Source organism: Quisquiliibacterium transsilvanicum, assembly GCF_014202215.1.
Lineage (GTDB): Bacteria > Pseudomonadota > Gammaproteobacteria > Burkholderiales > Burkholderiaceae_E > Quisquiliibacterium > Quisquiliibacterium transsilvanicum.
Window position 1 is genome coordinate 83,921 of record NZ_JACHGB010000002.1, and the last position, 25,005, is coordinate 108,925.

General features: G+C 70.6%; 22 protein-coding genes. 7 read left to right on the forward strand and 15 right to left on the reverse strand.

Going from position 1 to position 25,005, the window contains the following annotated elements; translation table 11 throughout:
- Position 1: 1 nt before the first annotated feature.
- Together dxs and HNQ70_RS03815 are read left to right on the forward strand one after the other, a co-directional pair.
- A complete protein-coding gene (dxs, locus tag HNQ70_RS03810) occupies positions 2–1,933 on the forward strand; it encodes a 1-deoxy-D-xylulose-5-phosphate synthase (protein WP_183964453.1) in 1,932 nt (643 codons plus the stop codon).
- A gap of 131 nt (positions 1,934–2,064) precedes the next feature.
- On the forward strand, positions 2,065–2,535 hold the full coding sequence (locus HNQ70_RS03815) for a MaoC family dehydratase (protein WP_183964454.1): 471 nt from the start codon (positions 2,065–2,067) through the stop codon (positions 2,533–2,535).
- A gap of 739 nt (positions 2,536–3,274) precedes the next feature.
- On the opposite strand, the gene HNQ70_RS03820 is transcribed toward HNQ70_RS03815, so the two are convergent.
- From HNQ70_RS03820 to HNQ70_RS03855, 8 genes are all read right to left on the reverse strand, one after another.
- On the reverse strand, positions 3,275–3,760 hold the full coding sequence (locus tag HNQ70_RS03820) for a YajQ family cyclic di-GMP-binding protein (protein WP_183964455.1): 486 nt from the start codon (positions 3,758–3,760) through the stop codon (positions 3,275–3,277).
- A gap of 61 nt (positions 3,761–3,821) precedes the next feature.
- Positions 3,822–4,760, reverse strand: coding sequence for a PA2778 family cysteine peptidase (locus HNQ70_RS03825; RefSeq protein ID WP_183964456.1), 939 nt, complete (start codon positions 4,758–4,760; stop codon positions 3,822–3,824).
- 80 nt (positions 4,761–4,840) lie between these two features.
- Positions 4,841–5,233 carry a PA2779 family protein gene (locus HNQ70_RS03830; RefSeq protein ID WP_183964457.1) on the reverse strand — a complete coding sequence of 131 codons (393 nt, stop codon included), beginning with the start codon at positions 5,231–5,233 and terminating at the stop codon, positions 4,841–4,843.
- 128 nt (positions 5,234–5,361) lie between these two features.
- Positions 5,362–7,311: an ATP-binding cassette domain-containing protein gene (locus HNQ70_RS03835; protein WP_183964458.1), complete on the reverse strand. Its 1,950-nt coding sequence runs from the start codon at positions 7,309–7,311 to the stop codon at positions 5,362–5,364.
- A gap of 22 nt (positions 7,312–7,333) precedes the next feature.
- Entirely contained in the window at positions 7,334–8,632 is a 1,299-nt protein-coding gene (locus HNQ70_RS03840) for an argininosuccinate synthase (protein ID WP_183964459.1), read from the reverse strand.
- 771 nt (positions 8,633–9,403) lie between these two features.
- Positions 9,404–10,573 carry a DNA polymerase IV gene (gene dinB, locus HNQ70_RS03845; protein WP_343060627.1) on the reverse strand — a complete coding sequence of 390 codons (1,170 nt, stop codon included), beginning with the start codon at positions 10,571–10,573 and terminating at the stop codon, positions 9,404–9,406.
- Complete coding sequence (locus HNQ70_RS03850; protein WP_183964461.1) at positions 10,570–12,033, reverse strand: sensor histidine kinase; 1,464 nt, start codon at positions 12,031–12,033, stop codon at positions 10,570–10,572. The genes dinB and HNQ70_RS03850 overlap by 4 nt, the downstream gene beginning before the upstream one ends.
- Complete coding sequence (locus tag HNQ70_RS03855) at positions 12,030–12,746, reverse strand: response regulator transcription factor (RefSeq protein ID WP_183964463.1); 717 nt, start codon at positions 12,744–12,746, stop codon at positions 12,030–12,032. The genes HNQ70_RS03850 and HNQ70_RS03855 overlap by 4 nt, the downstream gene beginning before the upstream one ends.
- A gap of 183 nt (positions 12,747–12,929) precedes the next feature.
- Here HNQ70_RS03855 and HNQ70_RS03860 point away from each other — a divergent pair, with 183 nt between their 5' ends.
- The 4 genes from HNQ70_RS03860 to HNQ70_RS03875 all read left to right on the forward strand — a co-directional run bounded on the left by HNQ70_RS03860 (position 12,930) and on the right by HNQ70_RS03875 (position 16,823).
- Positions 12,930–13,523, forward strand: a complete 594-nt coding sequence (locus tag HNQ70_RS03860) for a sigma-70 family RNA polymerase sigma factor (RefSeq protein WP_183964465.1) — start codon at positions 12,930–12,932, stop codon at positions 13,521–13,523.
- Between the two features lie 132 nt (positions 13,524–13,655).
- On the forward strand, positions 13,656–14,897 hold the full coding sequence (locus HNQ70_RS03865; protein WP_221302637.1) for an efflux RND transporter periplasmic adaptor subunit: 1,242 nt from the start codon (positions 13,656–13,658) through the stop codon (positions 14,895–14,897).
- 22 nt (positions 14,898–14,919) lie between these two features.
- Positions 14,920–16,140, forward strand: a complete 1,221-nt coding sequence (locus HNQ70_RS03870; RefSeq protein WP_183964467.1) for an ABC transporter permease — start codon at positions 14,920–14,922, stop codon at positions 16,138–16,140.
- Positions 16,141–16,142: 2 nt separating this feature from the next.
- Positions 16,143–16,823 (forward strand): ATP-binding cassette domain-containing protein, encoded by a 681-nt coding sequence (locus tag HNQ70_RS03875; RefSeq protein ID WP_183964469.1) that lies wholly within the window; start codon positions 16,143–16,145, stop codon positions 16,821–16,823.
- Here HNQ70_RS03875 and HNQ70_RS03880 read toward each other — a convergent pair.
- The 5 genes from HNQ70_RS03880 to HNQ70_RS03900 are packed head-to-tail and all read right to left on the reverse strand — an operon-like array spanning position 16,820 to position 21,421.
- Positions 16,820–17,599, reverse strand: coding sequence for an HPP family protein (locus tag HNQ70_RS03880; protein ID WP_183964471.1), 780 nt, complete (start codon positions 17,597–17,599; stop codon positions 16,820–16,822). The genes HNQ70_RS03875 and HNQ70_RS03880 overlap by 4 nt on opposite strands.
- A gap of 20 nt (positions 17,600–17,619) precedes the next feature.
- A complete protein-coding gene (locus HNQ70_RS03885) occupies positions 17,620–18,267 on the reverse strand; it encodes an HAD-IA family hydrolase (protein ID WP_183964473.1) in 648 nt (215 codons plus the stop codon).
- Between the two features lie 16 nt (positions 18,268–18,283).
- Positions 18,284–19,255 carry a CBASS cGAMP-activated phospholipase gene (locus HNQ70_RS03890; RefSeq protein ID WP_183964475.1) on the reverse strand — a complete coding sequence of 324 codons (972 nt, stop codon included), beginning with the start codon at positions 19,253–19,255 and terminating at the stop codon, positions 18,284–18,286.
- A gap of 28 nt (positions 19,256–19,283) precedes the next feature.
- Positions 19,284–20,204: an ornithine carbamoyltransferase gene (argF, locus tag HNQ70_RS03895; RefSeq protein WP_183964477.1), complete on the reverse strand. Its 921-nt coding sequence runs from the start codon at positions 20,202–20,204 to the stop codon at positions 19,284–19,286.
- Between the two features lie 20 nt (positions 20,205–20,224).
- A complete protein-coding gene (locus tag HNQ70_RS03900; protein WP_183964479.1) occupies positions 20,225–21,421 on the reverse strand; it encodes an aspartate aminotransferase family protein in 1,197 nt (398 codons plus the stop codon).
- A gap of 362 nt (positions 21,422–21,783) precedes the next feature.
- On the opposite strand from HNQ70_RS03900, the gene HNQ70_RS03905 reads away from it, so the two are divergent.
- Positions 21,784–22,650: a response regulator gene (locus tag HNQ70_RS03905; RefSeq protein ID WP_183964481.1), complete on the forward strand. Its 867-nt coding sequence runs from the start codon at positions 21,784–21,786 to the stop codon at positions 22,648–22,650.
- A 176-nt stretch (positions 22,651–22,826) separates the two neighbouring features.
- Here HNQ70_RS03905 and efp read toward each other — a convergent pair whose 3' ends face one another.
- Together efp and earP are read right to left on the reverse strand one after the other, a co-directional pair.
- Positions 22,827–23,390, reverse strand: a complete 564-nt coding sequence (gene efp / locus HNQ70_RS03910) for an elongation factor P (protein WP_183964483.1) — start codon at positions 23,388–23,390, stop codon at positions 22,827–22,829.
- Between the two features lie 113 nt (positions 23,391–23,503).
- On the reverse strand, positions 23,504–24,790 hold the full coding sequence (gene earP / locus HNQ70_RS03915; RefSeq protein ID WP_221302638.1) for an elongation factor P maturation arginine rhamnosyltransferase EarP: 1,287 nt from the start codon (positions 24,788–24,790) through the stop codon (positions 23,504–23,506).
- Between the last annotated feature and the right edge of the window lie 215 nt (positions 24,791–25,005).

Below are 25,005 nucleotides of genomic sequence, written 5' to 3' on the forward strand. Positions count from 1 at the left end.
CATGCCGGCCGGCAACCTGCTCGATCGCATCGACGACCCCTCCGCGCTGCGCGCGCTCGACCGCTCCCAGCTCGGCCAGGTTGCCGCCGAGCTGCGCGCCTTCGTGCTCGATTCGGTCTCCCGCACCGGCGGCCACCTGTCATCCAATCTGGGCACGGTCGAGCTCGCCATCGCGCTGCATTTCGTCTTCGACACGCCGCGCGACCGTCTCGTCTGGGACGTGGGCCACCAGAGCTATCCGCACAAGATCCTCACCGGCCGGCGCGAGCGGATGTCCAGCCTGCGCCAGTTCGGCGGCATCTCCGGTTTCCCGAAGCGCGGCGAGTCCGAGTACGACTCGTTCGGCACCGCGCATTCCTCCACCTCGATCTCGGCTGCGCTCGGCATGGCGGTCGCCTCCCGCAACAAGGGCGAGAACCAGGGGCCGGGGCGGCGCAGGCACGTGGCGGTGATCGGCGACGGCGCGCTCACCGCGGGAATGGCCTTCGAGGCGATGAACAGCGCCGGCGTCACGCCCGACATCGACTTGCTGGTGGTCCTCAACGACAACGACATGTCGATTTCTCCGCCGGTCGGCGCGCTCAACCGCCACCTGGCGCGGCTGATGTCCGGCCAGTTCTACGCCAAGGCGCGCGACGTGGGCCGGGCGATGCTCTCGCGGGTTCCGCCGGTGTTCGAGCTGGCGCGACGGCTGGAGGAGCACGCCAAGGGCATGGTGGTGCCGGCAGGCACGCTCTTTGAAGAGTTCGGCTTCAATTACGTCGGCCCGATCGACGGGCACGACTTCGAGGCGCTGATCCCCACGCTGCAGAACATGCGCGAGCTGCGCGGTCCACAGTTCCTGCACATCGTCACCCGCAAGGGCCGGGGCTACAAGCTGGCCGAGGCCGATCCCGTGCTCTACCACGGCCCGGGACGCTTCGACCCCGCCGAAGGCATCCGCAAGCCCGCGGCTCCGTCCCGGCCCACCTTCACCCAGGTGTTCGGCGACTGGATCTGCGACATGGCAGCGCTCGACGACCGCCTGGTCGGAATCACGCCGGCAATGCGCGAGGGCTCGGGTCTGGTCGAGTTCGAGCGGCGCTTTCCGCAGCGGTATTTCGACGTGGGCATCGCCGAGCAGCATGCGGTCACCTTCGCCGCCGGGATCGCCTGCGAGGGGCTCAAGCCGGTGGTGGCCATCTACTCCACCTTCCTGCAGCGCGGCTACGACCAGCTGATCCACGACGTCGCCCTGCAGAACCTGCCGGTGATGTTCGCGCTCGATCGCGCCGGGCTGGTCGGCGCCGACGGCGCCACCCATGCAGGGATGTTCGACTACGCATTCCTGCGCTGCATTCCCAACATGGTGGTGCTGGCCCCCTCGGACGAGAACGAGTGCCGGCAGATGCTCTACACCGCCTTCATGCATGAAGGGCCCAGCGCGGTGCGCTATCCGCGCGGCGCCGGCGTCGGCGCCGAGGTGCAGCGCGAGTTCACCGCCATCCCGCTGGGCAAGGCCGAGTTCCGGCGCAGGGGCCGGAAGATCGCGATCCTCGCGTTCGGCACCATGCTGGCGCCAGCGCTTGTCGCGGGCGAAGCGCTCGACGCCACCGTGGTCAACATGCGCTGGGTCAAGCCGATTGATCGGGCGCTGATCGCGGAACTGGCCGCGGACCACGAGGCCTTCGTCACCGTCGAGGAACACGTCGTGATGGGCGGGGCGGGCAGCGCGGTCGCCGAGGCGATGGCCGGCGACGGCATCGTGCTTCCGCTGCTGCAGCTGGGCCTGTCCGACCGCTTCATCGACCACGGCGAGCAGTCGCAGCTGCTGCGGCTCGAGGGCCTGGATGCGGATGGGATCGAGCGGAGCATCCGCGAGCGCTTCGGTGCGCTCGCTGCCGCGCCGGGACCGAGGCTGGTGGCCGGCGGGGCAGGGGACCGCGCCGCCTGACCCGCTGCAGCGGCGCGCCGCGGCCGGAATTCGATACGGCCACGGCGTGCTGCTGCGCCGTTGCATCTCTCCGGACAGGCACACTTGGCGGCATCGATCCATCGAAGCGCCAGAGCGCATAAAGGAGTGTCATGGAAGGTCCCGTCCGCAAGGTTCCGCTGGTCGAGCTCAAGAAGCAGATCGGCAACGAGGTCGGTAGCTCCGAATGGATGCCGATCACCCAGCAGATGATCGACACCTTCGCCGACCTCACCGGCGATCACTACTTCATCCACGTGAACCCGGCGCGCGCCGCGGCCGAGACCCCCTTCGGCGGCTCGATCTCGCACGGCTTCCTCACGCTGTCGATGCTCGCGCAGATGGCCTACCAGGCCTGCCCGTCGATCCAGGAGACGAAGACCGGCGTCAACTACGGCTTCAACAAGGTGCGCTTCATCTCGCCGGTGCTCGCCGGCAAGCGGGTGCGCGGGCGCTTCCGCCTGAAGGACCTGAACACGGACACGCCGGGGCGCTGGACCAGCACCTACGAGGTGACGGTGGAGATCGAGGGGGCGGAGAAGCCGGCGCTGGTGGCGGAGTGGCTGGGGGCCGGGCTGATGTGAGGTGTGTTCGGCCCCGTCGCGGCGCGGCGCGGCAGGTGCCCCTTCAGCGGCGGATGGCTGCGGCGGTCGGCCCTGCGGGCCGACTTCCCTGCGCTGCTCGGCGCCGCAGACATCCACCCCTGAAGGGGCGCCTGCCGCTCCTCGTTGCAGTGGCGCGTTCGGGATGGCGAGGGTCGTATCGTGTTGGCTCGTGCTTGTGTGCAGCCGAGAAGCGCAGGCCGGCAACCCGAGGTTCGATGGACTCGTGCAAGCTCCTGAAGGGGAGATTTTGCCCGGATCGAACGGTTGCCCGGCGCGATCGCCCGACGCTCCGGACCGATCTGGGCTCATGCGATGAGCCCGCGTGCGAACTGGTTGTGCCGGCTCGAGCCGCGCGGGCCTGAACTGCCGCAATGAACGACATCTCAGCATGCCGGTAAGGCGGCCGGGGTGGAACGCTTCGCGTCGCAGTACACCTCAGCTTCGGCGGAGGCGCGGCGTGCGGGGCCGGGGCGCGTGCGTGTGCGCAGCCAAGGAGCGCAGGGTTGCCGGCCTGCGCGCGCAGCGCGCTTCGTTCCTCTGACTCGCGGCGCCTGTCTGAACGGAGCGCGCAACGCGCGCGTAGTGAGTTCGCCGCGCAGGCCGGAAACCCGAGCACCGCAGGGAACCCCTGCGCAGCAGGGGCAAGCACCCGCACGCGCCCCGGCCCCGCACGCCGCGCCTTCGCCCGCCCCGACGAAGGCAGGCCGCCCGACCCGCTTCAGTCCCGGAAGTTCTGGAACGCCAGCGGCACGTCCGTGATGTCCTTCTTCAGCAGCGTGATCACCGACTGCAGGTCGTCGCGCTTGGCGCCCTGCACCCGCACCGTGTCGCCCTGGATGCTCGCCTGTACCTTGATCTTGCTGTCCTTCACCAGCCGCACGATCTTCTTGGCGAGGTCGCCCGAAACGCCGTGGCGGATGGTGATCACCTGTTTCATCTTGTCGCCGCCGATCTTCTGCGGATCGCCATAGTCCAGGAAGCGCACGTCGACCCCGCGCTTGGCGAACTTGTTGATCAGCACGTCACGGACCTGAGCGAGCTTGAAGTCGTCGTCCGCGTAGGCGGTGAGCTCGCGCTCCTTCTGCTCGATCCGGGCGTCGGAGCCCTTGAAGTCGAAGCGGGTGGCGATTTCCTTGTTGGCCTGGTCGAGCGCGTTGCGCACCTCGACGAGGTCGGCTTCGGAAACGACGTCGAATGTCGGCATGAGGTTCTCCGGAGAATGCGCGGGCGGCCAGGCTGGCCGTCCCGGGAATGAATCCTCGATTCTACCGAGGCGCGGCTGGCTGCCCGCTGCGCTGCGCTCGGATCCGGTCGAGCTCGGTGCGTGCCTGCGCGCTCCAGGGCCCATCAGCGTCGATTGCCTGGCGGGCGGCCTGCTCGGCCTCGTCGAGCCGGCCCAGCTCGCGCAAAACGACGGCGAGGTTGTGCCATGCCGCTCCGTCGCCGTGCCGCAGCGCTGCGGCACGGAAGGCGTCGGCAGCGGCGACGCGATCTCCGGCCGCGTAGGCAGCATTGCCCAGCCCGATCGCCAGCACGCGGCTGTCTGGCCAGCGGGCCGCGGCGGCAGCGTAGGCCCGGCGGGCCTCGCCGGCCGGCGCGCCGCGCTCGAAGGCCACCAGCGCCGCGATGAGCTCGGCCTCGGTGGCGGTGGCAGGCAGCGCGCCCGGCGCCAGCGCGACGAAGGCCCAATGGCCGCTGCGCGCCCAGGTGTGCTCGAAGGTGGACAGCGCCAGCCGCTGGCGGCGCATCGGACCGGAGCGCAGCAGCAGTTCCTCGCGCTCCAGGTCGTAGCCGATCGCCACCGCGTAGTGCCAGATCGGATCGATCGGCAGCGACAGGTTCTGCAGCACGATCACCGGATTCCCGGCGGCAAGCTCCCTCAGCAATGCGTCCATGCGCCCGGGGATCCGCACCGCCACTGCGCCGCGGCCGCGCGCCGCGGCAATCATCTCGATCTGCAGGCTTCCCTTTCGGCCCGGGACGAAGACCCGGCCGATCAGGTCCTCGGGACGGGTCTCGATGCCGGCTGCGCCGAGCGCCATCGACAGCGACGCGGGTCCGCACTGGTAGTCGGCCTGCTCGAAGAAGGGCGTCTGCGCCAGCTCGACGCGCTGCGCCAGGTCCGGCGGCGGCGCCTCGAGCAGTGCGCGGGTCTGGGTGGCGCACCCGGACAGGAGCGTGGCGACCAGGAACATCGCCAGCATGAGTGCGCCAGCGCCGGAGCGCCGCGCCGAAGCGCGGGGCCGGGCGCGAAGACCGGCCCCGCTTGCTGCTCGCACGAAGTTCAGCGTACCGAACGGGTGAACGGATACACCTTGGTCAGGCCGAGGATGTCGGTGACCAGCAGCAGCACGAAGATGAACACGATCACGCCGACGATGTTGCCGCCCGCGGGGGCGCTGTCGAGGGAACTGGCCAGGCGTGCTGCCTCCTCGTCGGTGAGCGAACCAACGCGCTCGGCGGCCTGTTGCGGGTCGACCCCGAATTTCTGCAGTTGCTCGCGGATGTCGGCACGAGCGAGCGCGGCGTCGATCCGCGCGCGATCGTCGATGCGGCCTGCGGAGGCCTGGGCGACCTGCTCGGTGCCGATCAGCGTTGCCTGGGCCGTCTGCACGAACCCGGTGTATGCAACCGATGCCACCAGCAGGCTGGCGACGCTCCGTTTGAGAATTTTCATGTCGTTCTCCTCCGTTCCCGGCGGCCGGGCGGCCGCCTTGATCGATTGTAGCGGCCTGTTGGGCCAACGGAGGAAGTCCTGGCGGGCTTGGACTTCGAGACCTGGCGCCAACGCGCGCATGCGCCGGTTCAGGAGGCGCGGGCCTCCAGCGTCTCCCAGCGCTCCAGGCACTCCAACAACTCGGTTTCGATGGCCTCGGCGCGCTCGTTCAGCGCCTTGAGCGCGGCCGAATCCTCGCCGGCCTGGGCCTGGTAGGTGGCGGGGTCCGCCAGCCGCGCTGCGAGATCGGTCTGCTCGGCTTCGAGCGCGGCGATCCTGGCCGGCAGCGCGTCGAGCTCGCGCTGATCCTTGTAGGAGAGTTTGGCGCGCGCGGGCCTGGTCGTCCCGGAGGCCGCGCCGGCAGCCTGCGCGCCGGCGGCATCCGGGGCACGCTCGCGCGTCGTCGCCGGCTTCGCTGCCTGGGCCGCCTGCGCGATCCGTGCGCGCACTGCCTCCACCTCGGAGTAGCCGCCGGCACACTCCTGCCAGCGCCCCTCTCCCAGGGAGACGATGGACTGGGTCACCACGTTGTCCAGGAATTCGCGGTCGTGGCTGACCACCAGCACCGTGCCCGGATACTCGGCCAGCAGCTCCTCGAGGAGCTCCAGGGTCTCGATGTCCAGGTCGTTGGTGGGCTCGTCGAGCACCAGCAGGTTGGCCGGCCGTGCGAACAGCCGCGCCAGCAGCAGCCGGTTGCGCTCGCCGCCCGACAGCGACTTCACCGGCGATCGCGCCCGCTCCGGCGCGAACAGGAAGCGCCCGAGGTAGCTCATCGCATGCACCCGCTGTCCGCCGATCTCGACCCATTCCGAGCCGGGGCTGATGGTTTCGGCCAGCGAGGCCTCTTCGTCGAGCTGCTCGCGCATCTGGTCGAAGTAGGCGAGGTTGCGGTTGGTGCCCAGCCGCACCTGCCCGCTGTCCGGGGCGAGCTCGCCCAGGATCAGCTTGAGCAGCGTCGTCTTGCCGGCGCCGTTGGGGCCGATCAGGCCGACGCGGTCGCCGCGCTGGATGATCGCGTTGAGCTCGCGCACCACCGGCCGGCCGTCGAAGGACTTGGAGACTTCGACCAGTTCGGCGACCAGCTTGCCGGATCGCTCGCCCGCGTCCACGTTCAGCTCGACGCGGCCGAGACGGTCGCGGCGTGCGGCGCGCTCGCGGCGCAGCGCCTCAAGCCGGCGCACGCGTCCCTCGTCGCGAGTGCGGCGGGCCTCGACGCCCTTGCGGATCCAGACCTCCTCCTGCGCGAGCAGCTTGTCGAAGCGTGCCTCGGCGGTCTGCTCGGCGGCCAGCTCTTCGACCTTGCGCTGCCGGTAGGCGGAGAAGGAACCGGGGTAGGAGCGCAGCCGGCCGCGATCCAGTTCGACGATGCGGGTGGCGACCCGATCGAGGAAGCGCCGGTCGTGGGTGATCAGCAGCACCGCTCCGTTGAAGCCCAGCAGCAGGTTCTCCAGCCAGGCGATCGATTCGATGTCGAGATGGTTGGTCGGTTCGTCGAGCAGCAGCAGGTCGGGCTCGCGTACCAGCGCGCGGGCCAGCGCGACCCGCTTGCGGTTGCCGCCGGAGAGCTCGGAAACCTTGCGCTCGCCGTCGAGCCCGAGCTGGGACAGGACGCGCTCGATCCGGTGCGTCAGCGCCCAGGCGCCGCTGGCGTCGAGCTCGGACTGCAGCTCGGAAAGCCGGTGCAGCAGCGCTTCATGGTCGCCCTCGGCGTGCGCCAGCCGGGCCGTGACGTGGTGATACTCGGCGATGCGTCCCGCATCGGCCGCCAGCCCGCCAGCCACCGCGTCGAAGACGTCGTGCTCGGCGTCGAACTGCGGCTCCTGCGGAACCCAGGCCAGCGTGGCGCCGGACTGCAGTACCACCAGGCCGTCGTCGAAGGAAATTTCGCCGGCGATCCCCTTGATCAGCGAGGACTTGCCAGTGCCGTTGCGGCCGATCAGCGCGACGCGCTCGCCTGGCTCGATCGAGAGGTCGACGCCGTCGAGCAGCGCGACGTGGCCGTAGGCCAGCTGCGCGCCGCTGACGGTGAGGATGGGCATCGGGTGGCGATCTCCTGGGGGCTCAGGCCGTCGGTTTGCGGGCGGCCGGTTTGGCTGCCGGCTTCGCGGGGGCGGCCTTCTTCGCTGCGGCCCGGCGCGGACGCTCGGCCTGCGCCTTGCTCGCGGCGATGCGCATGCGCAGCGCGTTGAGCTTGATGAAGCCGCCCGCATCCGCCTGGTCGTAGGCGCCCTCGTCCTCCTCGAAGGTGACGATCTTGGCGTCGAACAGCGAATCCGCCGAGCTGCGGCCGGTGATGATCACGTTGCCCTTGAACAGCTTGAGCGTGACCGTGCCGTTGACCCGCTCCTGCGTGTGGTCGATCAGCACCTGCAGCGCAGTGCGCTCCGGCGACCACCAGTAGCCGTTGTAGACCAGGCTGGCGTAGCGGGGCATCAGCTCGTCCTTCAGGTGCGCCACTTCGCGGTCGAGGGTCAGCGACTCGATCGCGCGGTGCGCGCGCAGCAGGATGGTGCCGCCGGGGGTTTCGTAGCAGCCGCGACTCTTCATTCCAACGTAGCGGTTCTCGACCAGGTCCAGCCGGCCCACGCCATGCTTGCCGCCCAGGCGGTTGAGCTCGGCCAGCAGCTCGTGCGCCTTCATGCGCTGGCCGTTGATCGCGACCAGGTCGCCGCGTTCGAACTGCAGCTCGACCAGCTCGGGCTTGCTCGGGGCCTTCTCGGGCGACACCGTCAGGCGCCACATGCCCTTCTCGGGCGGCGCGGCGGCCGGATCCTCGAGAATGCCGCCCTCGTAGGAGATGTGCAGCAGGTTGGCGTCCATCGAGAAGGGCGACTCGCCCTTGCGCTTCTTGAAGTCGACCGGGATGCCGTGCGTGTCCGCATACGCGAGCAGCTTCTCGCGCGAGGTGAGGTCCCACTCGCGCCAGGGCGCGATGATCTTCACGTTGGGCATCAGCGCGTAGGCGCCGAGCTCGAAGCGCACCTGGTCGTTGCCCTTGCCGGTGGCGCCGTGCGAGATGGCGTCGGCCTTCTCGGCCCGGGCGATCTCGACCAGGCGCTTGGCGATCAGCGGCCGCGCGATCGAGGTGCCAAGCAGGTACTCGCCCTCGTAGACGGTGTTCGCGCGGAACATCGGAAAGACGAAGTCGCGCACGAATTCTTCGCGCAGGTCGTCGATGTAGATGCTCTTGACGCCTGCCGCCTTGGCCTTGGCGCGGGCCGGTTCGAGCTCTTCGCCTTGGCCGATGTCGGCGGTGAAGGTGACGACCTCGCACTTGTACTCATCCTGAAGCCACTTCAGGATGACCGAGGTGTCGAGTCCGCCGGAATAGGCGAGGACCACTTTCTTGATCTGGCTCATCGGGATGCCCGCGCGGGCGCGGTTGGAAGGAGGTTAAACCCTTAATTATAGGCTTCGTCGGTGGGTCCTGCGATCTTGCTGCGGGCGAAGGCGTGCGGGGCGGCCGGTTGGCGCGTGCAGGTGCTGGCCCCTGCTGCGCAGGGGTTCCCTGTGGTGCTCGGGTTGCCGGCCTGCGCGGCGCAACTCCCTGCGCGCCCTTTCGAGCGCTCCGGTCGGACAGGCGCCGCGAGTCAGAAAAACGAGGCGCGCTTCGCGCGCAGGCCGGCAACCCTGCGCTCCTCGGCTGCGCACACGCACGCGCCAACCGGCCGCCCCGCGCGCCTTCGCTGGGACGGTGATGGACTGCGGAGGAGGGCAGGCCTGCGGTCGCCAGATCGCCAGATCGCTGACGCGCTGGCTCCCTGAGTCGCTCAGTCGGCGGCACGCCGACACGCCGACACGCAGGGCACCGGTCTGCGCCGATCACCGCCAGGGCGACCCGCCCGTCATCGCCCCGACCGGCACCCCGTACCGAGGCGCGGCAGGCGTCCCTTCGGCGAAGGATGTCTGCGGCGCCGAGCAGCGCAGCCTTGGGCTGGGCGCGCTTCAGCGCGCCTCGTTCATCTGACTCGCGGCGGTTGTCCGACCGGAGCGCCCGCAGGGCGCGCAGGAAGTTCCGCCGCGCCAGCCCAAGGCGAGCAGCGCAGGGAAGTCGGCACGCAGGGCCGACCGCCACAGCCATCCTTCGCCGAAGGGGCGCCTGCCGCGCCGCGCCGGCGCACCGCCCGGAACTCAGGACGATGGTCCGAACAGCGGCAGGGTTTCACCCGCCGGCGGCTCGGCGGAATCCGCGGTGCGGGCGGGGTCACGGGGCAAGGGGACGCCATCCTGCGCCGGGGACCCTGGCATCGCCAGGTTGCCGACCCGCACCCCCACCAGCCGGATGCGCCGGGTCGCCTGCTGCCGGGCCAGGCACTCGAAGGCTGCCCTGCGGATCGCACCTTCGTCGTTGGTGGGCCGGTCGAGCGAAATGTCCCGCGTGACGATCCGGAAGTCGTCGAAGCGCAGCTTCACGCCGATCGTGCGTCCCGCGTAGCCGCGCGCTTTCAGGTCGGCCGCCACTTGCCGGCAGAGCCGTGCCAGGGTTCCGGCGAGCTCGTGCCAGTCGCGCTGCGGATGCAGGTCGCGCTCGAAGGTGGTCTCCCGGCTGCGCGACACCGGCTCGCTGTGGGTGACCACCGGGCGCGCGTCTCGGCCGTGCGCGGCCTCGTGCATCCAGCCTCCGGTGTGCGCGCCGAAGTGCGCCACCAGCAGTGCGGGGTCCGCAGCCGCGAGCTCGCCGATGGTCCGGATGCCGAGCGCTTCGAGCCTGGCATCCGACTTCGGCCCGATGCCGTTGATGCGGCGCGCCGGCAGCGGCCAGATCCGGGCCGGGATGTCGGCGTCTTCGATCAGCGTGAGGCCGTCGGGCTTGTCGAGATCGGATGCGATCTTGGCCAGCAGCTTGTTGGGCGCCAGGCCGATCGAGCAGGTCAGGCCGGTGGCATCGAGCACGCGGCGCTTGATCTCGCGGGCCAGCGCGAGGCCGCGCTCGCGCTCGACGCCTGGCACCCCGGCCAGGTCGATGTAGACCTCGTCGATGCCGCGGTCCTCGATGCAGTCCGCCACCGTGGCGATCGCGCGCTTGAACATCCGCGACAGTCGCTTGTACTCGTCGAAGTCCACCGGCAGGAACACGCACTTCGGGCAGAGCTCGGCGGCGCGCCGCATCGGCATTGCCGAGCGCACGCCGAACGCGCGCGCCTCGTAGTTGGCGGTGGTCACCACGCCGCGGCGCGAGCCGTCGCCGGTGCCGCCGATCGCAACCGGCAGGCCGCGCAGCTCCGGGTGGCGCAGCAGTTCCACGGACGCGTAGAAGGCGTCCATGTCGAGGTGCGCGATGCGCCGGTCCGGAGCGTTCACAGCCCTAGCGGCAGCTCGATGAAGAAGGTGGCGCCGGCGCCGGGACGGCTGCGCAACCCCGCCTGGCCGCCGTGCAGGTCGGCGACGCGGCGCACGATGGCCAGGCCCAGCCCCGCGCTGCCGCGCAGGTCGCGGTGGCGGGCGGCCTGGTAGAAGCGCTCGAACACCCGCGGCTGGTCCTCGGGGGCCACGCCTGGCCCGGTGTCCGAGACCTCGATGCGCGCCTTGCCCGCTTCCGGAACCACGCGCACCTCCACCCGTCCGCCGCGCGGCGTGATGCGCAGCGCGTTGTCGATCAGGTTGGCCAGCGCGCGCTCGACCAGCGCGGCGTCCACCCGCGCCAGCGGCAGGCCGTCCGGGTAGTCGAGCGTGAGCGAGAGTCCGGCGTCGCCGGCGCGCGCCGCAAAGCGCTGGACGACGTCGTCGGCGAGCTCGCCGATCGCGATCGGCTCGGGGTGGATGCGGAACTCCGGGCTGTCCAGCCTGGCGAGTTCTGCGAGCGCGTCGGTGAGCCGCTGCAGGTGCTGTGCGTTCTGCTGCGCGCGCGTGAACAGCTCGGACACCTCCTCGGGCGGCAGCACGGCGCGCTTCATGCGGATGGTTTCGAGCTGGCCGATCAGCGCGGTCAGCGGCGTGCGCAGGTCGTGCGACACGCTGGCCACCATCTCGCGGCGGTGGGCGTCGGTGAGCCGCACCCGCTGCATCTCGGTGCGCAGCCGCTCCAGCGTCTCGTGGAAGGTGCGGCTGAGCCGGCCGATCTCGTCGTCGCGCGCCCAGCCGGGCATCATCGCGCCGGCCACATCCTCCGAGAAGCCCGCGTTGCGGACGCGCTCCACGGCTCGGGTGAGTTCGATCAGCGGCCGCGTCAGCACCGCGATCATCGTGATGGTCAGCAGCACGCCGATGGTCAGGGTCATCAGGCCGACGGTGACCGCGGTGCGCACCGCGTAGCTGCGCAGCAGCTCCGGCGTGTTGCCGGTGAGCTCGGAGGCGCGCGAGATCACGTACAGCCAGCCGACCGGCTCGCCCTCGGAGAGCACCGGGCGCGCCGAGACCAGCGTCGTGCGGCCTTCGCGCTCCGGGTCCTCGGCGAGGATCGGCGCGTCGGGATCCTCGGCGAGCGACTGCATCAGCGGCGCCATGTCGATGCTCGCCGGACTGCCCTCGCTGGCCGACGCGAGCACGGTGCCCCGGTTGTCCAGCAGGTACAGGCCGGTGTTGGGCGAGTAGAGGATCAGCTCGCGCAGGCGCGCGCCGAAGCTCTCGGGGCTCGCCTGGTAGGCCGCCCACAGGTCGGGGTGCATCTCGAGCACCCGGTCGACGAAGCTGTTGGCCTTCTCGTGGGTCATGTCCGCGTAGTAGCCGCGCACCGACGAGAACATGATCGCTGCCAGCAGCACTGCGGTGACGATGCTGAACCCCGCCACCACCGCCAGCACCCGGAAGCGCAGCGACTTCATCGCAGGTCGGTGCGCGGATCCGCGAAGCGGTAGCCCACGCCGCGCACCGTCAGCACGTAGCTCGGATTGGCCGGATCGATCTCGATCTTCGAGCGGAGCCGGTTGATGTGGGTGTTGACGTTGTGCTCGTAGCCCTCGAAGCTGGTGCCCCAGACTGCGTCGAGCAGCTGCATCCGGGTGAACGCCCGTCCGGGGTTGCGCGCGAAGTGCAGCAGCAGGTCGAATTCCTTGGCGGTCAGCGACACCGCGTGCCCACAGACCCGCGCCTCGCGCGAGGCTGCGTCGATCTCGATTTCGCCGATCACGATCCGGTCCGGGTCGGCGGCGCTCGCGGCGGCGGCCTGCCGGTCGATGCGCCGCAGGATCGCCTTGACGCGCGCCTGCAGTTCAAGGATGGAGAAGGGCTTGGTCAGGTAGTCGTCGGCGCCCAGTTCCAGGCCCAGCACCCGGTCGATCTCGGTGGAGCGGGCGGTGAGCATCAGCACCGGCGTGTCGACCCGCTCGGTGCGCAGGGAGCGCAGCACGTCGAGCCCGTCGAGCACCGGCAGCATCAGATCGAGCACGATCAGGTCGTAGCGACCGGTGCGCGCCGCCTGGTAACCCTTGCCGCCGTCGTGCACCACGTCGACGCCATGGCCCAGGTCGCGCAGGTGCATCGCGATCAGGTCAGCGATGTCCTTCTGGTCTTCGACGACGAGGATGCGGCGTTCCAAGGCGGGGGATCCGGAGGGCTGCGGGGGAGGGCGCGCCGAGCATAGCAAAGGGCTGTCGATGGCGGCAGCGCTGCGCGGGGCGCCGGATACATTTGTTATCAATTCGTGATCTTGCCGTGATGGCCCTGCGAGACGGGGTGGTCAGACTGCACCTCGTACCCACCGCCCTTCGGAGGATCAAGGATGACCCCTGCGGACTTCGCCCCCGCTGCAATGGCAGCCACTGCGCTGGTCACGGCCAGCGCCATCGACTTCGCCTCTCACCGGGGCGCCATGCTGCGCTTCGCGCGGCGGCGCATCCGCGACGAGGCGCTCGCCGAGGACGCCGTGCAGGACGCCCTGGTGGCTGCGCTCACGAGCAGGCAGAGCTTCGAGGGGCGCTCCGCGCTGCGCACCTGGCTGATCGGCATCCTGAACCACAAGATCCAGGACGTGTTCCGGCGCGAGTCGCGCTACGTGCGCCCGTCCGGGGATGGGATGGACCCGGACGTGCTCGCCGCGGACGACCCCACTCCGGCTGCGCGGGCGGCGACGCTCGCGCTGGAGTCTCCGGATCCGATGCATGAGGTTGGCCAGCGGCGGATGCGCGAGGAGCTCGCCCGCGAGATCGACGCGCTGCCGCCGACGCTGCGCGAGGTGTTCGTGCTGCAGGTCATCGAAGGGCTGCCCACCTCGGAAGTGTGCGAGCGGCTCGGCATCACCGAGGCCAACTGCTGGGTGCGGCTGCACCGGGCGCGCAAGCGGCTTTCGGAGCGGATGCGCGAGCACCTGGACTGACCCCCCGGACCCCTGCGTCCGCCTCGCGGTGGACGCCGTTCGAAACGCAGCAGACGCGCCGCCGCGGGAGCTCATTCCCGCGGCGGCGCTCTGTTAAGGTGGCGCTCTTTCGTGGCTCCCCGGAGGGGTTCGGTGCTCAAGCGTCGCTGGCCATGGGTCTTCCTGGCCCTGTTGGTCGCAGTTGGCCTCGCCATCTATCTGTTCCCGCGCAGCCGCGCGGTGGAGGCGGTCGCAGCGACCCGCGGCCCGCTCTTGCAGTCCGTGGTCGCCACCGGCCGGGTCGATTCCCCGGGCCGCATCGGCATCTCCAGCCAGCTTGCAGCGCGGATCGAACGGATCGCCGTCCGTGAGGGCGACGCGGTCGCCGCCGGCGACCTGCTGGTCGAACTGCGCAGCGAGGAGGCGCAGGCGGGCCTGGCCGCCGCCACTGCTGCGCTGGCCGAGGCGCGGGCGCGCGTGCGGCAGCTCTCGCAGGTGCAGCGCCCGGTCGCGGACCAGCAGCTCCTGCAGGCGCAGGCCGCGCGCCGGCTCGCCGAGGCCGAGGATCGCCGCGCGCGCGAACTCGTCGAACGCGGCTATGTCTCGCAGGCCCGGGTCGACGAAGCCGCGCGTGCCCTTGCCGCTGCGCGCGCCGCCGAGGGCGCGGCACAGGCCCAGGCGGTGGCAAGCCGGGACGGCGGCGTCGAGGTGGAGCTGGCTGCGACCCGGCTGCGGCAGGCCGAGGCCAATCTCGACGCGGCCAGGGCCAGGCTCGAACTGCTCGTGCTGCGCGCGCCCGCCGCGGCCACCGTTCTGACCCGAAGCGCCGAGCCCGGCGACACGGCGCAGGCCGGCCGGATGCTGCTCACGCTGTCCGAGACCGGCGAAACCCGCATCGTCGCCAGCGTCGACGAGAAGAACCTGAAGCACGTGCGCACCGGGCTGGACGCCAGCGCGGTTGCCGACGCCTTTCCGGGCCAGCCCTTCGGCGCCCGCGTCTCCTATGTCGCGCCCTCGATCGACGCGCAGCGCGGCACGGTCGAGGTGAGGCTGCTCGTGCCGCAGCCGCCGTCCTTCCTCAGGCCCGACATGACCGTCTCGGTGGAACTGGTGGTCGGGCGCCGCGAGGACACCCTCAGGCTTGTCACGGACGCGGTGCGCAACATCGACGACGCGCAGCCGCATGTGCTCGTCGCGCGTGACGGGCGGGCGGTGCACCAGCCGGTCACGCTGGGGCTGCGCGGCGTCGGGGTCGTCGAAGTGCTCGACGGTCTGCAGGCGGGGGAGCCGGTGATCCTGCCGTCTTCGCCGGCGGTGGGGGGCGATCGGGTGCGAGTGCGCGCGCCCGCGGCGCCCCGGGGCGGTGCGCAGGTGCCGGCCGGGATGACCGGATGAGCCGCCGCAGCGTGCTCCGCGGATGACGCCCAGACTTCCCTTCGAGTGGCTGGTCGCCCTGCGCTACCTGCGCGAGGGTCGGCTGCAGACCGCGCTGATCCTCACCGGAGTGACCGCCGGCGTTGCGGTGATCATTTTCCTGTCGACGCTGATCGACCAGCTGCAGGTCTCGATCATCGAGCGCACGCTGGGCAGCCAACCGCACGTGGTGATCCGGCCGCCCGAGGAGGTCAACCTGCGCTCGCTGCCCGCGCAGGAAACCGCGGCGATCGTCCAGCCGCGCGCGCAGCGCCTGCGCTCGGTCGACCAGTGGGAGTCGGTGATGCGGCTGGCCGCGGGCACCCAGGGCGTGGTGGCGGTCTCGCCGCTGGTGTCCGGCGCCGGCTTCGCGCTGCGCGGCAACGCCAGCCGGGCCATCGCGCTGATGGGCGTGGAGCCCGACAGCTACCGGCGCATCGTGCGCATCGACCGCTACCTGGTCCGCGGCCGCTTCGACGTGGGCGGGGCCGAAGCGGTGATCGGCACCGAGCTCGCACGCGACCTCGGGGTGAGCGTCGGCGACAAAATCCGCGTGGTGAGCGCGGAGGATCGCGACGATCTGCTGACGGTGGTGGGCCTGTTCGACATCGGCAATCGCGACCTCAACCGGCGCTGGGTGTTCGTGCCGCTCAGGCTGGCGCAGTCGCTGCTCGACCTGGCCGGCGGGGTCTCCAGCGTCGACCTGACGGTCGACGACATCTTCGCCGCCGAGGCGGTCGCTGCGCGGCTGCGCGCGCAGACCGGGCTCAACGCCGAGAGCTGGATGCAGACCAATGCGCAATTGCTGGCGGCGCTGCGCAACCAGAGCATGTCGAACTCGCTGATCCGCGGCTTCGTGGTGGCGATCGTCGCGGTGGGCATCGCCAGCGTGCTGGTGGTCTCCGTGGTGCAGAAGCAGCGCGAGATCGGCATCCTGCGCGCGATGGGCACCAGCCCCGGCAGGATCATGCTGGTCTTCCTGCTGCAGGGCGCGATCCACGGGCTGGTCGGATCGCTGCTCGGCGTCGCGCTGGGAATCGGGCTGCTGGAGTTTTTCTCGACCGTGTTCAGGAACGCCGACGGCAGCTCGCTGTTCGCTGCGGACGTGGCGCCCGCGATGGTGGCCCAGGTCTGTGGACTGGCGGTGCTGGTGGGCCTGATGGCAGCCGCGCTGCCTGCGCGCAGGGCCGCGAAGATGGACCCGGTGCAGGCGATCAGGATGTGAGCGTGGAAGCGATCGTCGAGCTGTCGGGAGTGCGCAAGTCCTACGGAGTGGGCACGGCGGTGGAGGCGGAGGTGCTGCACGGCATCGACCTGCGCCTGGAACCGGGCGAATTCGTGGCGCTGGTGGGGCCGTCCGGCTCCGGCAAGAGCACGCTGCTGAACCTGATCGGCCTGCTGGAGCGTCCGACCTCCGGAACTCTGCATATCGGCGGCCGCGACACCACCACCCTGGACGAGGCCGAGTTGACCGGACTGCGCGGCCGCTCGATCGGTTTCGTCTTCCAGTTCCATCACCTGCTGCCCGGCTTCAGCGCGCTCGAGAACGTGCTGATGCCGGCCATCATCGAACGCGGCGTGGCCGGCCCGGACGACCTGCGCCGCGCCCGCGAGCTGCTGGCGCGCGTCGGCCTGGCCGAGGCGGAACACAAGCGCCCGTCGCAGCTGTCGGGCGGCATGCAGCAGCGCGTGGCCGTTGCCCGCGCGCTGGCGCTTTCGCCGCGCCTGATCCTGGCTGACGAGCCGACCGGCAACCTGGACACCCGCAGCGCCAACGAGATCTTCGAGCTGCTGCTCGAATTCAACCGCGACACCGGCGCCGCCTGCCTGGTTGTCACCCATGACCCGTCGCTCGCCGCGCGTTGCCAGCGGCGCATCGAGATCGTGGACGGGCGGGTCGCGAACTAGGGTGCGCGGCCGGGGGCAGGCGCAGTGACCGGCGTGGGCGGCATCCGCTGCGCCTGTGACGCACGACCGGCGAGCTCGCGCACCAGCGCTTCCAGGTCGTCGCGGTCGATGTCGAGCGCCTCGCCGTAGTCGGCCAGCACCTCGTCGAGTTCCTCGCGGCTCAGCTGGAACTGGGCAGGCGGCGCATGCGGATGGGCCGTCGCATGGGCGACGTGCGGATACGACCGGCCGGTCAGGTGGTTGTAGAGGATCGCAGCGACGACGATCAGGATCGAGTCCAGCATCACTGGAGTCGCGACGAAGCGGTAGCCCGCCTCTGCCACTTCCGGCCCGCCGAGCACTGCAGTCAGCGCGACCGCGCCAGCCGGCGGGTGGAGACTGCGCAGCAGCGAGGTCAGCGCCACCGTCACGCCAACCGCCGCCGCTGCGCCGAGCATGGTCGGGCCGAGCAGCTTCGCCGCCGAAATGCCGACCAGGGCGGCGACCAGGTTGCCACAAAGCACAGGCCAGGGCTGCGCCAGCGGGCTGGCGGGTACCGCGAACAGCAGCACGGCGCTGGCGCCCATCGGCGCGATCAGCATCGGTACGGCGCCGTCGCCAGGCGACCACAGCGAGGCCAGCCAGGCGGTCATGGCGATGCCCACGAACGCCCCGGCCGCCGCGCGCGCACGCTCGCGCCGGTCCATCGCCAGCGGCGGCGGCAGGAGCCAGGCAGGGGCGCGCCCCGGCAGCCGTGCCGCGAACCAGGCGGGCAGCCGGCGCGGCAGGCGTGCCATGCGCGCCAGGTCCCGCCCGGTCACTGGAGCTGCATGCCGATGATCTCGCCCAGCTCCGCGAGCGCGGTCTCGGCGTCGACCACCTTGATCGTGCGCATTCCAAGCGCGGCGGCGGGCTTGAGGTTCACGCCGAGGTCGTCCAGGAACACCGCGTTGGCCGGCTCGATGCCCAGCAGTTCGCAGGCCTTCAGGTAGAAGGCGGGTTCCGGCTTGCGCAGGCCGGTCTTGCTGCTCTCGACGACCACCTCGAACAGCTCCATCACCTCGGCGATGGCGCCGGCGCGCTCCGGCGTCTGCGCCATCGCGGGGCCGTGGCCGGCCGACATGTTGTTGGTCAGGCAGGCGACCCGGTAGCGGGTGCGGATCTGGCGGATCGCGGCGACGACCTTCGGGCGGACGTCGCCGGAGAGCAGCGGCAGCACGTCGCGGCCGTCGACCGTGTGGCCCAGCGCGGTGGATTCGTCGCGGAACAGCGTGTCGAACTCGGCCGGGCCGATTTCGCCGCGCTCCATCCGCGCCCAGGCGTTGGAGTGGATGTTGGTGGCGTTGACGCTGCGAATGAAGTCCTGCGGGAGGCCGCGGGCCTGTTCATAGCGGCGGAAGGCCTCGAAGGGGCTGGTGGTCACCACGCCGCCGAAATCCCAGAGCACTGCTTCGATAGGGTTCATCTGTTCTCCATTCTGTTTACAGGAAGCGCTCGAGCCGTTCGGGCTCGAGCTCGCTGATCGTCCACTCCGCCAGCTCGGTGAGGGTGCGCACCGCGGCCTCGGTGGCCACGTCGAGGCCCAGGCCGGCCTCGGCAGGCCATGGGGCGTCGATGCGCAGGTAGCGCTCGCCGAGCAGGTCTTCCATCATCGCCTGCACGTGCTGCTGCTGCACCGAAAGCAGCGTCAGGATGAGACGGCCGTCCGACAGCCAGCCCACCGCGCCCTCTTCGGCATGCACCCCGCCGCTGGGCTGGTAGCCGGCGATGCCCGTGCCCACCGAGAGCATCTGCACGCCGGCGGGGTCGACGCCCATGAAGTGGCGCGCCTCGTGCAGCGCCACCTGGTCGGGCGCCACCGCGAACAGTCCGCCGTCGGCGTACAGCGCCCTGCCGATCTGCACCGAGGGAAAGTAGGCGGGCGCCGCGCTGGTCGCCATCGCAACGTCGATCGCGCGTACCGCTTCGTCGCCCCGCGACAGTGGGGCGTGCGGCGTCTTGAAGATCTTGGTGGTGCTCTGCGTGACGTTCACTGCGGGCACCACGACCGCATGCCTGGCGTCGCGCATCCGCCGCTGTCCGAGGTGCTCGCCGATCGCATCGCGCAGCGCGACCCCGGTGTACTTGGGGCCCAGCACCGAGCGCGACAGGTCCAGCAGGCGGGTCACCGCGCCGCCCGGAAGCGCGCGCGGCGAGAAGATGTCGGTGCCGCGTCTGGTGAAGACGTCGAGCACCTCGCGCATCGGCACTTCGAAGGCGAGCGCGAGCGCGAGGATGCCGCCGATCGAAGTGCCGGCGATCAGGTCGAAGCGCCGACCCAGCGGCTCGCCCGCCCGCTGCTCGAGTTCGGCAAGCACGCGGGCGGTGTACAGGCCCAGGAAGCCGCCGCCCGACAGCGACAGGATGCGGAAGCGGCGCCGGCCCGGGGCGGGCCTGGATTCCTGGGAGACCACCTGCGGAATGCGTCCTGCGTCGCGTGCGTCAGCCGGCGACGCGGCCGAGCAGCAGGAATTCCATCAGCGCCTTCTGAACGTGCAGGCGGTTCTCTGCCTCGTCCCAGACCACCGACTGGGGGCCGTCGATCACTTCGGCGGTGACCTCTTCGCCGCGGTGCGCCGGCAGGCAGTGCATGAAGACCGCCTTCGGGTCGGCGACGGCCATCATCTCGGCGTCCACGCACCAGTCGGCGAACGCCTTCTTGCGCTCCTCGTTCTCGGCCTCGAAGCCCATCGAGGTCCAGACGTCGGTGGTGACCAGGTCCGCGCCGCGGCAGGCCTCGAGCGGATCGGCGAAGGACTCGAAGTGGTCGGTCCCGTACAGGCCCGCCCGTTCCGGCTCCACCTCGTAGCCCGGGGGCGTCGAGACGTGGACGTTGAAGTCGAGCACCTCGGCCGCCTGCAGCCAGGTGTGGCACATGTTGTTGCTGTCGCCGACCCAGCTCACGGTGCGGCCCTGGATGCAGCCGCGCTGCTCGATGTAGGTGAAGATGTCCGCCAGGATCTGGCAGGGGTGGTACTCGTTGGTGAGACCGTTGATCACCGGAACCCGCGAGTGCGCGGCGAAGCGCTCGATGATCTCCTGCTCGTAGGTGCGGATCATCACGATGTCGCACATCCGGGAGATGACCTGGGCGGCGTCCTCGACCGGCTCGCCGCGGCCCAGCTGGGAGTCGCGGGTGTTCAGGTAGATGGCTGCGCCGCCCAGCTGGTGCATTCCCGCTTCGAAGGACAGCCGGGTGCGCGTGCTGGCCTTCTCGAAGATCATCACCAGCGTGCGGTCCGCGAGCGGGTGGTAGGCCTCGTAGCGCTTGAAGCGGTCCTTGATGATGCGCGCGCGCTCGAAGACGTACTCGATGTCGGAACGGTCGAGGTCCTTGAACTGAAGGTAGTGCCGGAGGTCCATGTCGATGCCCGGGATGGGGTTCAGGCGGAGGCCGGCCGCTCGCGCGACAGCAGCGTGCGCACCAGCGGCACCAGCGTCTCGACGAGCCGGTCGGCGTGCTCGCGCGAGAAGACCAGGGCCGGCAGCAGCCGGATCACAGAGTCGGCGGTGACGTTGAGGACCAGCCCCTTCTCCAGGCACTGGCCGACCAGCTCGCCGCAGGGGCGGTCGAGCTCCACGCCGATCATCAGACCGCGGCCGCGCACCTCGACCAGCCCGGGGCCGGCGAGTTCGCGGCGCAGCGATTCCATCAGGTGATCGCCGACCTCGGCGGCGTTCGCCATCAGGCCGTCGGCCTCCATCACCTCGATGGTGGTGACGCCGGCGCGCATCGCCAGCGGGTTGCCGCCGAAGGTGGTGCCGTGGTTGCCGGCCTGGAAGACCTGCGCCGCCGCGCCGTGCGCGACCACCGCGCCGATCGGCACGCCGGAGCCCAGGCCCTTGGCCAGCGGCATCACGTCGGGGACGATGCCGGCCCACTGGTGGGCGAACCACTTGCCGGTGCGTCCGGTGCCGCACTGGACTTCGTCGATCATCAGCAGCCAGCCGCGCTCGTCGCAGAGCTGCCGGACCTGGCGCAGGTACTCGAGGTGCGCCGGGCGGATGCCGCCCTCGCCCTGGATCGCCTCGAGGAAGACCGCGCTGACCTTCGGCCGTTCGGCGGCAATGCGGCGCATCTCTTCGATGTCGTTCAGGCCGACCCTGACGAAGCCCTCCACCAGCGGCTCGAAGCCCTTCTGGACCTTGGCGTTTCCGGTGGCCGACAGCGTGGCCAGTGAGCGGCCGTGGAAGGCCTTCTCGTAGACGATGATCTCGGGGCGGTCGATGCCGCGCTCGTGGCCGTACTTGCGGGCGATCTTGATCGCCGCCTCGTTGGCCTCGAGGCCGGAGTTGCAGAAGAAGACGTTGGTCATCCCGCTGCGCTCGACCAGCATCTGCGCCAGCTGCTCGCGCAGCGGGTGGGCGTGCAGGTTGGAGCAATGGATGACGCGGGCCACCTGCTCGCGCAGCGCTTCGACCAGCTTCGGGTGATTGTGGCCGAGCGTGTTGACTGCGATGCCCGAGAGGCCGTCCAGGTAGCGGCGGCCCGCATCGTCGAACAGCCATACGCCGTCGCCGTGGCTGACCGTCAGCGGTTGCGGGCCGTAGGTGGGCATCAGGTGGGAAGTGGCGGCCATCCGATTGACTCCGGTGAGAGGGTCCGGCAAACGACAACGGCGGCCCGGGCCGCCGTCGCAAGCGAGGGATTGTAGTTGAAAGGCGACGGTACGGGAATTCCGTGTACCCCCTCGGGGGCTGCTGCCGGAGCGGGTGCAGGTTCGCAGGGGCAGGGCGCTCCGGAGTCTGCGAACTTCGGTTAGATGTCGAAGCTAAGTCTCTGTGCCGTAAAGAAATATCCAAACGAATACTTGCCATGAGCCGCAGTCCCGAGGCTAGAATCGGGCAAAAGTCCACGCATCCGGAACAGGAACCCGCGCACAATGCGGCTGCGGCGGCCACCCCGCGGGAGACTGCGCCCCTGGCCGCAGGAGAGGAAACGATGTCCCACACCAGTCCGATGGAACCCGAGCGTCCGCCCGCCGATGCGCCTTTCCGCCCGGCCGCGGACGAGCGTCCGACCTTCAGGGTTGCCGCCTTCGGGCTCGGCCGCAAGTTCCAGCGCCTCGCGGAGATCATCCTCAGGCATGCCCGCCACAATCGCTATCGGTACGTGCTTGCGCCAGCGGCCGGACCGAACGAGTTCGACATTGCCATGGTCGACATGACCGTCAGCGGCGGCCCCGAGGTCGCGCGCGACCTGCGGCAGGCGCGTCCGGTGGTGCGCGTGGGCCGGCGCTGCGACGCGGTCCGCGGCCAGGACGACCTGCTCCAGTCGGGCTTCACGCTGGAGCTGCTCGGGACGCTGAACCGCGTCGTCGAGGAGGTGCTGCTGGGCCGGCCCGCCGCTCAGGACGAGATCCCGTCCGCTGCGCTGGTCCGCGACGGCGAGGGCTCGCGCCGGCCTCGTGCCCTGATCGTCGACGACAGCCCCACGGTGCGCCGCCAGCTCTCGATGGCCCTGCAGCGGATGGGTGTCGAGAGCGAAGGCGCGGCCAGTGCGGCCGAGGCGCGCGCCGCACTCGAGACCCGCCGCTTCGACCTCGCTTTCGTCGATGTCGTGATGCCGGACCTCGACGGCTTCCGTTTCACCCGCGAACTCAAGCGCCATCCCACGCTGCGGGCCATGCCGGTGATCATCCTCACCAGCAGATCCTCGCCGCTGGACCTCGCCCGCGGCGCGCTCGCGGGCGCCAATACCTATCTGGTCAAGCCCGTCACGCTGCAGTCGCTGCGCGACACGGTTGCGCGGCATCTGCGGCTGAACGCGCGGATCGCGCTGGATCGGGCAGGGTTGCGTCCGGCCTGACGGGACAGGTCAGGGGCCGGTTCGGGGGTCAGGTGAGGCGTCGCCGGCGGCGTGCAGGAGCCGAAGCCCAGGGCCGGCGCCGTGCAGGGCGCTGACTGCGCGGTCCCGAAATGCAGCGGGGCGCCCGAAGGCGCCCCGTCGAGCGAGCGGGCGTCCGCGGACGCCCCGGCGAAGCCTCAGCCCTTCACGCGGTTCTTGTACTCGGCGGTGCGGGTGTCGATCTCGATCTTGTCGCCGATGTTGACGAAAGCGGGCACCTGGATGCTGAAGCCGGTGGGCTTGATGCGGGCCGGCTTGAGCACCTTGCCGGAGGTGTCGCCCTTGACGGCGGGCTCGGTGTACTCGACCTCGCGGACCACGCTGTTGGCCATCTCGACCGAGATGGCGCGGCCTTCATAGAAGGTGACCTCGCAGGGCATGCCCTCGTCGAGGTAATTGAGCACGTCCCCCATGCTCTCGCCCTCGATCTCGAACTGGTTGTACTCGGCATCCATGAACACGTACATCGGGTCTGCGAAGTACGAGTAGGTGACTTCCCGCTTGTCCAGCATCAGCACGTCGAACTTCTCGTCGGCCTTGTAGACAGACTCGGTGGCCGAGCCGTTCAGCAGGTTCTTCAGTTTCATCTTCACGACCGCAGAGTTGCGGCCGGACTTGTTGAACTCTGCCTTCTGCACGACCATCGGATCCTTGCCGATCATCACGACGTTGCCGGTGCGCAGTTCCTGGGCGATCTTCATCTGGGATTTCCTCGTTGCCTGGCTGGCGGACCCGCCGTTCACCCGCCATTTGGTGATTTGGTGGGGAGGGCGAGGGGTTCGCCCAGATGCGGCCGCGCTGGCTAAACCGTAAATTATAGCCTGTCCCGGCAGAAGGCGAGTAGCCGCGTTGCGAGATCGTCCTGCGCGGCGAGATGGCCTGTCCAGCGCCGGTAGGCGCCCTCCATGCGCGGCAGCGCGGCCTCGAAGCGCGGCCAGGCACGGGCGACTGGCAGGCCGGGCGCCGGCGCCGGCTGGGCCTTCCGACACGGAGCCTCCCTCGACGGAGCCCCCTCCGACGGTGCCCTCTCCTGCGGGGCCTCCAGGTCATCAGTGCTGACGGGTCCCCATGCGCGCATCAGCTCCGCGGCCTCGTCGATCGTTCCGGCCTGCTGTGCGAAGCGCGCCAGGAAGGCGTCGAGCTTGGTGCGCCGGGTCTGCGCATCCTGCGGATAGGGCTGCCAGACGAAGGGCCGTCCGGCCCAGTGCGCGCGCACCCAGGAGTCTTCGCCGCGCACGAAATTCAGGTCGCAGCTCCAGAGCAGGCGGTCGTACTCCTCCTGGGGGAGCAGCTCGAACCGGTGCAGCGTGAGCGCGCCGCGCCGCGCGGTGCCGCCGGCTGCGAGCGGGCCGCCGAGGAAGGCGCTCACCGCGGCGTCGGCGGTGCCTTCCGGCACGAGCACCTGCCAGGGCGCCGATCCCGCAGCGAGCAGTCCGAGCCACGCCTCGACCGGTGCGTCCGGGTAGCAGAACAGCGAGGCGGTGCGCGGGCCGGGCGTCGGCGCGAGGCCGCGATCTTCGAGCCAGCGCTGCGGGCCGCCCTGCGCCAGGAAACGGTCGCGGTCAGCGAGCAGGCCAGCTTCGCGCAGCAGCCCGCCGGTGGCCTCGCCGAAGCCCGGGTAGAAGAAGTGCTCGATGGCGCCGTCGGCCGGCCGGGTCGACGCAAGGCCGTGGCAGCCGTCGACCCAGTCTTCAGCGCTCAGGTACTCGAGGTTCACCCACAGCGGCGCGCCGGGCGCGGCGAGCCGGCGCCGTACTGGCGGGGGCAGCTCGCAGCCGAAGGCCGACACCACGACCTGCTCGCCGCCGTCGAGGCCTGCCGCGTCGTGCCAGGCGCGAACGGTCACGCCTTCGGCCGGGCCGGGCCCGCGGACCGGGGCGATCGCCGCCAGGATCTGCGGCCGGTCGATCCAGAGGTCGACCGGCATCCGGTGCTCCATGGCGAGCTGGCGGGCGAGCCGCCAGCACACGCCCGCATCGCCGTAGTTGTCGACGACACGGCAGAAGATCGCCAGGCGCAGCGGCACCGAGTCGGGTCGGCGATCGGGAAGGGTGGATGGCATGCTCATCTCGAAGCCGCGGTTGTGGAGGGACGACGGCATGCCCATCGTGAGGCCGCGATTGTGCGCACGCCGGGCGTCCCGCGGCAAGCGCGCGCGCCGTCGCACGGGGGGTTTCCCCGGGATGACGCGCCAGCCCGCTCTGGTAGATTGCATGGGACGCAGGCTGCCGATGGCGTCCTGCGCGCCGGGGTTCCGGACCTGCGGACGAGCCCGCCCGCGGTCAGTCGTGACCGGTCTCGAAGCCAATGAGAGGG

Bases quoted from the DNA above. Each gene is read 5' to 3' on its own strand.
- dxs (WP_183964453.1), top strand. From the start codon at position 2: ATGCCGGCCGGCAACCTGCTCGATCGCATCGACGACCCCTCCGCGCTG.
- HNQ70_RS03815 (WP_183964454.1), top strand. From the start codon at position 2,065: ATGGAAGGTCCCGTCCGCAAGGTTCCGCTGGTCGAGCTCAAGAAGCAG.
- HNQ70_RS03820 (WP_183964455.1), bottom strand. From the start codon at position 3,760: ATGCCGACATTCGACGTCGTTTCCGAAGCCGACCTCGTCGAGGTGCGC.
- HNQ70_RS03825 (WP_183964456.1), bottom strand. From the start codon at position 4,760: ATGCTGGCGATGTTCCTGGTCGCCACGCTCCTGTCCGGGTGCGCCACC.
- HNQ70_RS03830 (WP_183964457.1), bottom strand. From the start codon at position 5,233: ATGAAAATTCTCAAACGGAGCGTCGCCAGCCTGCTGGTGGCATCGGTT.
- HNQ70_RS03835 (WP_183964458.1), bottom strand. From the start codon at position 7,311: ATGCCCATCCTCACCGTCAGCGGCGCGCAGCTGGCCTACGGCCACGTC.
- HNQ70_RS03840 (WP_183964459.1), bottom strand. From the start codon at position 8,632: ATGAGCCAGATCAAGAAAGTGGTCCTCGCCTATTCCGGCGGACTCGAC.
- HNQ70_RS03850 (WP_183964461.1), bottom strand. From the start codon at position 12,033: ATGAAGTCGCTGCGCTTCCGGGTGCTGGCGGTGGTGGCGGGGTTCAGC.
- HNQ70_RS03860 (WP_183964465.1), top strand. From the start codon at position 12,930: ATGACCCCTGCGGACTTCGCCCCCGCTGCAATGGCAGCCACTGCGCTG.
- HNQ70_RS03870 (WP_183964467.1), top strand. From the start codon at position 14,920: ATGACGCCCAGACTTCCCTTCGAGTGGCTGGTCGCCCTGCGCTACCTG.
- HNQ70_RS03880 (WP_183964471.1), bottom strand. From the start codon at position 17,599: ATGGCACGCCTGCCGCGCCGGCTGCCCGCCTGGTTCGCGGCACGGCTG.
- HNQ70_RS03885 (WP_183964473.1), bottom strand. From the start codon at position 18,267: ATGAACCCTATCGAAGCAGTGCTCTGGGATTTCGGCGGCGTGGTGACC.
- argF (WP_183964477.1), bottom strand. From the start codon at position 20,204: ATGGACCTCCGGCACTACCTTCAGTTCAAGGACCTCGACCGTTCCGAC.
- HNQ70_RS03900 (WP_183964479.1), bottom strand. From the start codon at position 21,421: ATGGCCGCCACTTCCCACCTGATGCCCACCTACGGCCCGCAACCGCTG.
- HNQ70_RS03905 (WP_183964481.1), top strand. From the start codon at position 21,784: ATGTCCCACACCAGTCCGATGGAACCCGAGCGTCCGCCCGCCGATGCG.
- efp (WP_183964483.1), bottom strand. From the start codon at position 23,390: ATGAAGATCGCCCAGGAACTGCGCACCGGCAACGTCGTGATGATCGGC.
- earP (WP_221302638.1), bottom strand. From the start codon at position 24,790: ATGCCGTCGTCCCTCCACAACCGCGGCTTCGAGATGAGCATGCCATCC.